At 57.5% G+C, this 10,409-nt stretch carries 6 protein-coding genes; 3 read left to right on the top strand and 3 right to left on the bottom strand.

The genetic code is table 11. From position 1 onward, the window contains the following. Window positions 1-2: 2 nt before the first annotated feature. On the top strand, window positions 3-2,177 hold the full coding sequence (locus VF34_RS03430) for a UvrD-helicase domain-containing protein (protein ID WP_197077422.1): 2,175 nt from the start codon (window positions 3-5) through the stop codon (window positions 2,175-2,177). On the opposite strand, the gene VF34_RS03425 is transcribed toward VF34_RS03430, so the two are convergent. Beyond that, the gene (locus VF34_RS03425) at window positions 2,174-4,705 is read right to left on the bottom strand and encodes a GmrSD restriction endonuclease domain-containing protein (RefSeq protein WP_045840832.1); all 2,532 of its coding nucleotides are present in this window, start codon (window positions 4,703-4,705) and stop codon (window positions 2,174-2,176) included. The two genes, VF34_RS03430 and VF34_RS03425, sit on opposite strands and share 4 nt — an antisense overlap. An 86-nt stretch (window positions 4,706-4,791) precedes the next feature. Between VF34_RS03425 and VF34_RS24205 the strand changes: the two genes are divergently transcribed. After that, complete coding sequence (locus tag VF34_RS24205; RefSeq protein WP_052718570.1) at window positions 4,792-7,755, top strand: DEAD/DEAH box helicase; 2,964 nt, start codon at window positions 4,792-4,794, stop codon at window positions 7,753-7,755. A gap of 189 nt (window positions 7,756-7,944) precedes the next feature. After that, window positions 7,945-8,694, top strand: coding sequence for a hypothetical protein (locus VF34_RS24875; protein WP_156158482.1), 750 nt, complete (start codon window positions 7,945-7,947; stop codon window positions 8,692-8,694). A gap of 263 nt (window positions 8,695-8,957) precedes the next feature. Here the strand turns inward: VF34_RS24875 and VF34_RS24870 are convergent, their stop codons facing one another. Next, complete coding sequence (locus VF34_RS24870; RefSeq protein ID WP_156158481.1) at window positions 8,958-9,500, bottom strand: hypothetical protein; 543 nt, start codon at window positions 9,498-9,500, stop codon at window positions 8,958-8,960. Window positions 9,501-9,657: 157 nt separating this feature from the next. Next, window positions 9,658-10,401, bottom strand: coding sequence for an HD domain-containing protein (locus tag VF34_RS03410; RefSeq protein ID WP_045840831.1), 744 nt, complete (start codon window positions 10,399-10,401; stop codon window positions 9,658-9,660). Between the last annotated feature and the right edge of the window lie 8 nt (window positions 10,402-10,409).

The following is a 10,409-nucleotide window of genomic DNA, read 5'->3' as shown; positions in this document are numbered from 1 at the left end:
CAGTGAAGACACAGGTCCTGATGCATGATCTGTTCAAGAACTCCTATGACGACCTCGATGGGAGCGTGCGTGGACGAGTGCTGAGCTTCATGATCAAGCTTCAGCAAGACCCCGACGCTGCGGGACTCGATTTCAAGATTCCGAAACTGGCGAAGACCAAGTACGTGCGCACGGCGAGGGTGACCGATAACTACAGGGCTGTGTTGATTGCAGCAGGCGAGGACAGCCAGACCAGCACCCTTTACCTGGTCGCGGTCAAGACCCACGACGCAGCGTACGACTATGCGAGCAAGTTAACTCTTCAAGTCAACGACAAAACCGGAGCGGCTGAGTTGTTCGACGCGGAGGCGCTCGACGCAGCCGTCGCACATGCGAGGCAATCGGCATCCCCTGAAGCAGCCGCACTCGAGCCGCTCATGCCCAAGAACGTCAGTCAGGCAGACCTCGAGAGGTTCGGCGTAGCGCACACCATCGCAGAACAGCTCAAGAAGGTCACCAACGAGGACACACTCGAATCGATCGTGTCGGCTCTGCCATCGTCGCAGGGCAACGCTGTACTGGATTTGGCCTATGGCAAGAGCCCGGACGAGGTCTGGGCTGATCTGGTCATCGACGAGCCAGGCGATGTTGACGTCGAAGATTTGGAAGCTGCGCTGGAGCGTCCACTGTCCAGGCTCAGTTTCACGAGCTTCGACGGCGATAACGAGGAAGAACTTCTTGCCGTGCTCGAAGGCGATTTTGCCAAGTGGCGCGTCTGGCTTCACCCGTTGCAGCGAAAGCTTGCCACGCACAAGGGTTGGAACGGGCCATTCCGCACCACTGGTGGTGCGGGCACCGGCAAGACAGTGACTGCCATTCATCGCGCGCGGTTCCTGGCACGTCAACTCGAAACGCAGCCTGCGACACACAAGGTGCTTTTCACTACTTTTACCAAGAATCTCGCGCGCACAATCGAATCCCAACTCAAGCAACTTGCCGGCCGAAAGGTGCTTGATCGCGTCGATGTTGTAAATATCGATGCGCTAGCACGCCGGGTGATGACGGCTTCGGATTCTGGCCGAGCACTGGTGCAGTCGGCTCGTTTTGTTGCGGTCGATAGTGCTGAAGTGAAGGAACTTTGGGGTAGTGCAGCTTTGGTCGCGACCGGCCAGTGGGATACGACTTTTCTTTCCGACGAGTGGTCACAGGTGGTGCTCGGCAATGCGATCACCGAAGAGTCCGGATACCTTCGAGTCACGCGCAGCGGCCGAAGTAAGCGGTTGAGTCGACCCCAGCGCGCGGAAGTGTGGAAAATTGTCGAGCAGTTCGAACAACTGATGAGATCCCAGGGCATGATCACTTTCACTCAGCTGGCAGCGCAAGCGGCAGCTGCATTGGCGGCAGACCCTTCGCTTCGTGACCAACTCGGATATCGGCACGCCGTGATCGACGAAGCTCAGGATCTGCACCCCGCGCACTGGAAGCTACTTCGGGCGTTGGTTCCTGAAGGACTTGACGATCTTTTCATCGTGGGTGACGCTCATCAAAGGATCTACGGCAAACCAGCGCCGTTGTCTCGCTACGGTATCGAGACGCGTGGACGATCCCGTCGACTCACCATCAATTATCGAACTTCCAAAGAGATTCTGCAGTGGTGCTTAGGTGTCGTAGATGCCGACGTCGACGACCTCGACGTGGAATCGGACACTTTGGCAGGTGCCCGATCGGTGTTCGGTGGACCGGCCCCGGACACTCTGAAATTCGACTCGGAGCCTGGCGAGGATCGCGGGCTAGTCGAAGAAATTGGTAAGTGGACTGCTCAGGGCTTCAAGAAGTCCGACATTGCAGTTTTTGCGATCGACAAGCGTAGCGTTACCGACATCAGTGAGGCTCTTACTGCCGCCGACGTCCCCAATGTTGTTGTGACCGATCGCTCCGACGAGGACAAGCTAGGTGACGCGGTCAGAGTTATGACCATGCACCGCGCGAAGGGGCTTGAATTCCGGGCGGTCGCTTTGGCGAGGCTTGGGTCTGCGTCCTTCCCCCCCTACTACGTAAAGCAGCTGGCCGGGGCGGAACGGGAGCAGGAAGAGCGCAAGATTCGTCGAGTGCTGTACGTCGCGGGCTCGCGGGCGAGGGAGCGTCTGTCTGTTCTGCACTCCGGCAGCAAGGCGGATCTACTGTCCGCAGAAGGCTAGTGTGTTTCGCCGAGTACTCGCAGGCGTAGATCGTGTATGAGTTCACCGGTTCGCTGTAGCTTCCAACTCTGCCATCCGTTTACGGAGTATCCGAGGCAAAAGCCCAAAGCCGTTGAGACAGCTGTGAATGTTTCGTTGCCAACAGTGATCGTCCCGTCTCGACGAACTCGAGCCTGGTAATTTCGCTGTGCCTTCTTTTGGTAAAAAACCAGAACGTCGCCCGGCATCATGTAGCCGCGCTCTATCAATGCGAGGATGTCCGGATCGTAGCTTTGGCGGGGACTGCTGTTTCCGGCACTGACACCTTGGCGATGGTTCGCGGGAACGTAGATCTTTTCGAGCAACAGCGTCGGGCTCTTCAGCAGCTCCACGCCGTGTAGGGGCGGGCCGTGCACGGCACCTTCGAGTACGGATGGGTCGATTCGATCGAAGTCGGAGGATTCCAACACCCGCTTCTCGATCTCTGCGCCCGTGAGTAGCGTTCCGATGGGGAGGCCGGTGAAGATCCTTTCGATAGCAGAACGCAGCAGTGACACTAGGCGGTCGTCGGTTTGATACAGGTCGGGCGAGGACGCCGCCGAACTGAACACCGGCATCATCGCAGGCGTCGGTCGAATGGTGGCGTGCGGGACCACGGGTGGCTTCGTTTCAGGCGCTGATGGCTGAGGTGCTTTTTGCGTGGGGCGAGCAGGCGGAACGGCGTCACGTGACTCGAGGCCGGCATCCTCGTCCGGATCGAATTGAACCTGCGCACTGGGCTCTGGAGCAGCGCTGAGAGGGTGCGACCAAGTGAGACAGAATGCTTCGGCAAGCTTTACTCCGCGCTCGAGAATTTCCTCGTGGCCAAACTTCGGGGGTAGTTCGCGATTCAACGCAATCGAGCTGTCGCGCTCCAGTTTCTCGCGTCTGCGGTACCAGGGTCCGCCTGCAGTGGCGCTGTCGAGCTTCGCCGTCACGAGACTGAGGTTGCCGAGGCTGTCCAACAAACTGGAAGGTGCAGCCTTTCCCTCTTGGTCGGAGTCGTCGTTTGTGATGCTGTCCGGTGTAGCGAGCTTTTCCAGCGAAAGTCGTTGGCCGGCCGTGTGTGATATTTGCTGTGTCTCTTGGCGTAGTGCCTGCTCGCAACCGACGAGAACAATGTGTAGTCGAGCGCGTGTCAACAGCCGGTAAAGCGGCCGCGTGAGTAGGACATCCTGCACGCGTTCGTCGTCTGGCCAAAAGGACGAGTCGGCAGTTTGAGCAAGGAAGAAGTCACGGACGGCCTCACCTGCAGGTGCATCCGAGTTCTTCATCGTCTGCAGGAGGTCGAGCATCAGGCGGTTGTAGTTCTTCGACGTCAGTTTGCAAACGTGGCGTCGGACAAGCCAAGATTCGAGGACGCGATAAGCATCTGCACGTGCCTCGGCAGTGGCCTCGGACGACAAGTACATCAAGACCGGTGTGAGGACGGAAGTATCCAATGCGGCAACAACTGAATAAAATCGACTGTCGTCATGCTCATCGGAGCTTTGCGTGATGCGTTCGTAGACGGCGGCGTACCGGGAGATGTCAGAGATCAGCTCGCCCAGCCCATCCCTGCTCAAACCAGTAGCCATCTCTCTGAACTCTGTAAACAGTGATGGCGCAAGTACTTCTTTACCCAATCGCATGGTGAGGTAATGCGAGAAGAATGCATCCAGGCGCGACCGAAGAAGCCTTCCTTGCCGGATTTCTTTCTTCCAAAAGGGTGTTTCCAATTGGTGCCAATACGACGAATGCATCTGCTCTGCATCGTAAGCGTGACTTTCGAGAAGCTGAAAAACAAAGTTCTTGATGAGATCGCTCGGTAGCAGGGGAGTTCCCCTGTCGTTGAGACTCTCGAAAATGACTTGCGCATTGTCGTTTTCGCCGAGGTTGATGACTACTAGCTGTAAGCCTTCGCGTAGGACCGTCACGAGGTGGTTTATCTCGCGTTCGAGGTCCTCTTCGATCGAATCGAACCAGGTCAAGGTAGCTTCGTAGAAGTAGCGGTATGCGTTCAGGAGTGTGGAGGTCTCGTGAGGCCGGGACAACAAGTCGTCGATATCGTCAGGCGTCTCCGCGTCGATGATGTCGGAAAAGGCTTCACGGTCGGACAGCGTGGGCCAGACCTTGTACTTTGCGTGCCGGTCGCCGGATAGTTCGTCCTGATTTCGGCTGAGCTGGGTGAGAGCTCGTCTGAATCGTGCATCCTGGTCTCGTGATGTGAGTGCATCGCGTACGGCGCAAAACAGAACCTGCAACGTGGTCAGTCGTTGTTGCCCGTCGACCACCTGCCGTGACGGCATGGCACCCTTGGCGATCCTCATGTGATCGAGCACAACCGCGCCCATGAAATGAGGATTGGCGTCCTCGTCGTTCTTGAACAGCGTGTACATGCTCAGGACGTCGTCCCAGAGGGGTTCCCAGTTCTTTTCACGGGTCCACACGTAGGGGCGTTGAAAGATCGGCACGACGAGACACTCATCCGCGCCGAACAGTGTCCGAACCGTATGGGGCGTCGCGTCCATTCCTGAAACATCCTGTCGGTATGTGGTGATATGTCTTATTAGCTACAAGCCAAGATTAACCGAAGGTTCTGACACGGAAGGGGACGGTGAACGTGACATCGGGGTCCGCTCAACTGCTTTGGCTACTGAGGGGATCGGGGTCTGCCACGGTTGAAGAGCTGGTCGAGGCCATCGGTGAGGATCAAATGTCTGCGTCGGTTGTGCAGCGGGCCCTTTTTGACGGCACGTCGTTGTTCGAGCATGACGGCGCGAATCCGCCGCGGTGGAGCGTCCTCACCGGCGCGGACTTTCCTCTCACTCGCGTCGTGCCTGAGTTGGCCCTTCGCCCGTGGCAGGAGGATGCGCTTCAAGAGTGGCTGGCAGCTGGAAAACACGCCGTCGTCGAGGCCGTGACAGGAACGGGCAAGACGGCGGTGGGAATCGCGGCCATCGCGGATGCCGTGCGCAGAGGCCTGAAAGTCGTTGTCTTGGTTCCCAGCATCAGCCTCATGGACCAGTGGGCCCGGTCATTGAAGAAGTACCTCCCGCGCGTACGGGTTGGCAGGCAGGGGGATGGATCGGCCGATTCGCTCGGCACCCACAATGTCTTGCTATCGATGGTTCAGTCAGCATCGCGAAAGGCACCATTCGACGGCGAATCCGGTTGTCTGCTTGTGGCTGACGAGGTCCATCGGTATGGTGCGTCGTCGTTCGCGCGAACTCTGTCCATCGGATTCACCGAGCGGCTTGGATTGACGGCCACGTATGAGCGAGCGGACGACTCTGTAGACACCGTGCTGCGGCCCTTCTTCGGCACGACCATCGACGGGTGCAGCTACCGTCGCGGATACGGCGAGGGCATCTTGGCTCCCATCAGGCTGATGACCGTCGGTGTGGCATTCACTGTCGCGGAACAGTTGGCATACAACGAGGCCGATGAGCACGCGAAACACTCGCGCAGTCAGCTGATCGCTCACTTCGGAGTCTCGCAAACACCTTTCGGAACTTTCATGTCCGAGGTCGTTTCGCTCTCCAAGGACGAAACCAAGGGCGCTGGCTGCTGGGCGGCACGGAGATACCTAAAGGCGTTCGCTGCTCGTCGTGCAGTATTGGCCAACAGTGACGCGAAGATGAAGTTGCTCGCCCGCCTTGCGCCTGCTTTGCAGGGCCCGGCGCGATCCATTGTCTTCTCAGAGACGATAGATGCCGCCGATGCGGCCGCCGAGCAGCTGGCGTCTAGCGGTGTGCCAGTCGCATCGATGACGAGCGGCGCAACACCCCGCGAGCGCGAAGCCCTTCTCGAAGAATTTCGTAGGGGCAAGCTATCGGTGCTCGCTACTGCGAAGCTCTTGGACGAGGGAATCGACATACCGGAGGCTGAGGTTGGGATCATTCTTGCTGCCAGCAAGTCCCGGCGACAGATGATTCAGCGAATGGGCCGCATCATCCGGCCAAAAGTGAGCGGACGACACGCGACCTTTGTGATCGTGTATGTCGCGGGCACCTCAGAGGATCCGGCTGGCGGCGCACACGAGACGTTCCTCGAACAGATCACCGACATTGCAGTTGAGGTCAAGCGTGCAGCGGCGGGGGAGGCTGTCGAAATCCTGTCTGACTGGCTGGCGGTGGAACAATCAGACCAGCCCGGGGAGCTCGAACCGGAACTGAATGGCTCCTCGTTGGTGGAGTCTGCCCCGGACGGTACTGAGATGGACCAACCCGAAGACTGGACGGTCGAAGCTATTTTGAATATTGTCGACGAATTCGAGGGCCTAGCAACGTGGTCGGAGCTTGTCGAGCTTCTACCAGATCCTGAAATCAAAGAAACGTTGCTCGTCGGGAACGTCGGTACCAGCATTAATTGGATGCCGATCGGATCTGAGCTTGTCTGCTATGGAGGTCGGCTGCCGGCTCAGAAGAGTGAACGCATCCAAGCTCTCACCCTCCTGGCTAGGGTGCACGAGTGTAACGAGGGCATTACTCCGACCTTGCACTCTCTTCGCGCTGAGTTGGGCAGCTCGCTAGTCGAAGTGTCCGATGTCCGACTCTGGGAGTTGTGGACTGCGCTGTCGGGAGCCTCAGGTGTGGGGTCTCCAGTAAGTGCTGTTGCCTCGAAGCCTGTAGTGCATGGTCCGGTCGTCACAACACCGCCTGCGGTACCTAAAGCGATCCCGGTAGAGCAAGCTTCCGACGTCGAAATCGCTCATCATCAGTTTGTTATGGCGGTAGAGCGAGGCGGTGCGACCGCTCATCGAGTACAAGGGACACGACGAACGGCGTTCGTGATTCGGCACCCAGACGGGCGCAGGCATGTTGCCCGAGTACGTGTCCGAACGAGTGGCGACTGGCAGGGCCAGAAGTCCGATGAGGATCGGCGTCTTGACGACACCCATGCCGATGTCTGGGTTTTCATCGACTGCTCTGTCACGCCTACTGCGTTCTACCTACTTCCCGCTCAGGAGGTTGCAGACGGCGTGAGGCGTGAAGTCGACGACTGGGTTGCCAAGGATCCAAGCCGGCCCCGGTGGGGTCACCACGCTTTCCGATTGGTCAAGATCAAGCATGGCCTCGATCGCTGGGATTTGCTGGGAATCGGCAATGTGCGGTCGCCCTCGCGACCCGGGAACGTGGTGACACCGGTTCCGGCAACGCCGGATAGGAGCGCAGTCGCCCCGATTGCGGCTACGAAGACTCCCAAAACAGATCGTGTCGTCACTCCACCCACGACGAGACCTGTTGCAGCCCCCAGGACAAGACCTGTTACACCGAGTAGATCGGCGAAAGCAGTAGGAGCAAAGCCGCCCCAAGGACTGCCTCCGATGTCGGGCGTCGGGCATGTGCGTGTCCGTCTTGATTGCTTCGGAGAGCGCGTAACGGGTATTTACGACCCCAAAACAGGACAAATTCAGATCACTCGGGCAATGAAATACCCCAAGCTAGTTAATCGCCGCTATGCGACTGTTCATTATGCGGAGGTTGGGGTAAAGACCTTTATTGGTGGTGGAAAGCTTGCGGCATCGAACATGGCAGTGTGGACGTATGATGACGGTTCGGGGAGAACGATTAGTTGATGCCGTTCAATTGTCAATTTTTGGGCGAGCGCATACGCTAGTGGACTTCCCGTTGGTGTTGCGGTTCATGCGCGCGAAATTCGACGTCTCGATGTCCGGGACGCTTTGTCAGGGTATGATTTACTCATACCGCAATACTCGGTCGGCAATAGATCAGCAAGGTTTCGATACCTGTGATGGGAGTGATTTGTGAAGCCTATTTCGCTAATGTTGTCGGAGATCGAGAACGCCATAATTAGATCAGGTGATGGCGGCCCCACTCCCGCTGATATCGATGCTGACTGGTTTGTCGAACAAGTCTTGTCATCGAGGTCTGATCCGGCCGAGATGGCGAAGTGGGCCTCGTCCACTGTTATCGATGACAACGTGCAAGCGCCAGTGTTCGACGAGCGCGTGTTCTCGTGGCTGCATAACGGCGTAGCTGCTACGTTCGATTTTCCAATCGGACATGCGGGGCTTATGCACGTCTATGGCTATTTGCTGTCCTCGGTCGAAACTCCCTACGGCCTGAAGCGGGAGCGGTGGTTGAGTCACAATTTGGCTCAAGCGTTCGGGTTGGAGCCTTCGTTCTTCATTCCGACTGCATCCGCTGTGCCGCTGATGGAACGTGTTTCGTCGGTGGTGATACCGGTGTTGACCGACCCGATTGCAGACAGTCGCACGATTCTCGCCTTCGACGAAGTCGTAGATCATCGCCGGCGTATGCGCACTGTGCATATAGGCGGCCCCACGGCCAATTCGACTGCACTGCTCTATGGCTCGGTATCAGGTGACGACGTCCAGATCGTGACCGCCTTTCCGATCGGGCGTTTGACCGCGCAGTCGGCGCGGAATCGGCTCGCAGAGCCAACACGATATCGGTACAACTACGCTCCGGCCGACGCACAGCCTGGTAGCCACTTCGACGGAACGGTTCATGTGCTGGCGTCTGTATTCTAGGAATTGTGGAGTCACCCAAACTTCAGTACTATAATTTCCATTGAATCGAATGCCCCTGCCGTCGTCAGATTCAATGCACCGGTCTTTGAGACGTTTGCGGCCTCATCATGAAAGATTGTTCTACATGCATGGGAACCCTGCGAGCAGCTGTATTTCCGGACCGAAATCGTCGAGCAAATCTTCTTAGTCTTGCCACCCTGAAAAATTCAAAACTGTACCAGCGGAAGTGTGTGGACCAAATTCGCGGACCTGCAACGGGTGGTCTAGTTTTCGACGTCCGGCGCGCCCTGAAGTGGAGTGGCAACAGGGTCGGGCCGCCGACTTCGGAGCTTGCGGTAGCCGGAAATAGCTCCCCATAAGACCAGCGCGGCGGCCGTCGATCGAATGAGGATCGGCGCTATCGTAGAAACGGCGTATCCGGTTACCCAGGAAATTACCCCGGCAGCCGAGAATACGACGACTAGAAATGGAACGAATAGCAAGGTCGCATTGACAAGGAGTGTTGTCGGCACTTTGAGTATTGGCCAACGAATGGCGATGGGTTCTACCAGTGCACCTCGAGTTGTCCAGATCACCCTGCCGGTGCGGTAAAAGAGGTAGAGGGCTGTGCCGAACAGGCCGCCAATGATCGGCACGAAGATTATCGCTGTGACGTATGGGACAACCGATTCATAGTTAACGCCAATAATCACCGATACGACATATGACAGCGCTACGATTACCAGGGCAAATGGAAGCATTATGATTAATAGCGGTCCAAAACCGCGCCCTGCTTTGCCGAGATTGCGAAGCTCTCGCCCAGACACCAAGGGTATCGAAGCGCGTATCGGCCCAATTCTGCCACCAATAGAAATTCTCAAGTGTTTGCCCTTCGCTTAGTGGTCAAATGAGTGTCTGTCTGCTTGCTCGCAGCGGCTCGGGTGCATTCTCGTTGGCTGATCGAGCGAAGGGAAGCACCCGAATTTACTGCCCGAGCATCGTCAGTGTTGTCGACAATTCCCTCAATCGGGCGTCGAGGTCATCCAGTCCGCTTTGATCCAGACCGAGCAGGCTGCGGTTGACGTTCAATGCCGCGATGAAGCGGTCGACCACCGGAGCGTATTTGGCTGCAAGCTTCGCTCGCTTGGCCTCGTCTTCGAGATACTTCACGCTGCCAGCGTTGTCGACGAAGTCGGCGAACTTGACCAGGAAGATCTTGGGGTCCTTGATGACGTCAGCGACATGCTCGGCGTAGGCCGCGTTCTTCTCGGCCTTGGATAGCACGGCATCAGTTGACGGATTGGTCACTGCAGCAACCAGTCTGGAGGTCTCTGTGTTGAAGTGCTCGGTGATGAGGTCCAGTGCCGCCTGCTGATTCGATTTGTCCGATAGCCGTGACTCATCCAGAATCGACACGATCTCCCGCGGTTGATCCTCGACCGTGTCGTGCAGAGCTGACGCGGCGAGAACATCGGTGTCGGTGCAACCGAGCCTGATCAGGCGCAAGACGTTCCTGAGGGGGTGCACGATGTATGGGTCTACAGGGTATGCGGCACGCCCGATCCGCTTCTGGGACATGTGAGCGGCTGTCGCTAACTCAAGGGCATTGCCAAGCTGCGTTCGGTCGACACGGTCGGTATCAATCTCGTGCAAGATGGCGAACACCAATGCAGCCGAGTCCATGTCCTTGAGCTTGGTTGCGCGGTAGATCGATCCAAGATCTTTCATTTTTATCT

The sequence above is a fragment of the Rhodococcus sp. PML026 genome, from assembly GCF_000963615.1.
GTDB lineage: Bacteria > Actinomycetota > Actinomycetes > Mycobacteriales > Mycobacteriaceae > Rhodococcoides > Rhodococcoides fascians.
The sequence above is the reverse complement of the archived record's forward strand: the minus strand, read 5'-3'. Positions and strand labels throughout refer to the sequence as shown.

Bases quoted from the DNA above. Each gene is read 5' to 3' on its own strand.
- VF34_RS03425 (WP_045840832.1), bottom strand. From the start codon at position 4,705: ATGGACGCGACGCCCCATACGGTTCGGACACTGTTCGGCGCGGATGAG.
- VF34_RS03410 (WP_045840831.1), bottom strand. From the start codon at position 10,401: ATGAAAGATCTTGGATCGATCTACCGCGCAACCAAGCTCAAGGACATG.